This window comes from Vibrio sp. 2033 (assembly GCF_033339735.1).
On the sequence record NZ_JAWOVC010000491.1, the window covers coordinates 1 to 620 of the forward strand.

The 620-nt window shown below is 43.2% G+C and carries 1 protein-coding gene and 1 pseudogene; one reads left to right on the forward strand and one right to left on the reverse strand.

Annotation, left to right across the window (positions count from 1 at the left end; genetic code table 11):
- On the forward strand, window positions 1-414 hold a 414-nt coding region (locus R7P74_RS27380), incomplete at its 5' end, for a zinc finger domain-containing protein (protein WP_318123822.1).
- A 15-nt stretch (window positions 415-429) separates the two neighbouring features.
- On the opposite strand, the pseudogene R7P74_RS27385 reads toward R7P74_RS27380, so the two are convergent.
- Window positions 430-620: pseudogene (locus R7P74_RS27385) on the reverse strand (glycosyltransferase); the annotation flags it as partial.

Below are 620 nucleotides of genomic sequence, written 5' to 3' on the forward strand. Positions count from 1 at the left end.
CCTTTAACCGAGGAGTTCAACGTTGAATATATGGCAGACAAAGCCAAAGGTAAGCGTGTTGCGGTTAAACAGTTCATTATGGACAACAAAGTCGTGGTTGGTGTGGGGAATATTTACGCCAATGAATCTCTGTTTAAATCTCGTATTCTCCCAACCCGACAAGCAGGTCAAGTGACGCCCCAAGAATGGGTACTGTTAGTGGAAAACATCAAAGCCACGCTAAAAATTGCCATTAACCAAGGTGGTACGACTTTAAAAGACTTCGCTCAAGCCGATGGCAAGCCGGGTTATTTTGCTCAAGAACTTTTAGTGTATGGAAAAGCGGGTGAGCCTTGCCCAGAGTGCGGCGAAGCTCTCCAAGAACAAAAGATAGGCCAACGCAATACCTTCTTCTGCGGGGAATGTCAGAAGTAAATACATTGAAAAACGTTACATTTGCCCGGACTTTTCGAAATATTTCTTCGCAACTAATAGTGAAATTAAGCGCTCACGCTTTTGGTTTCGGAATTGGTCGACCCATGCATGAGCGTTGTTTATTATGTTTTCTGCCTCATCTGGGTGTGCGATGTAGTACTCCATTTTTTCAATTAAATCGGAATAGTCATTTGCAACCTCAACAT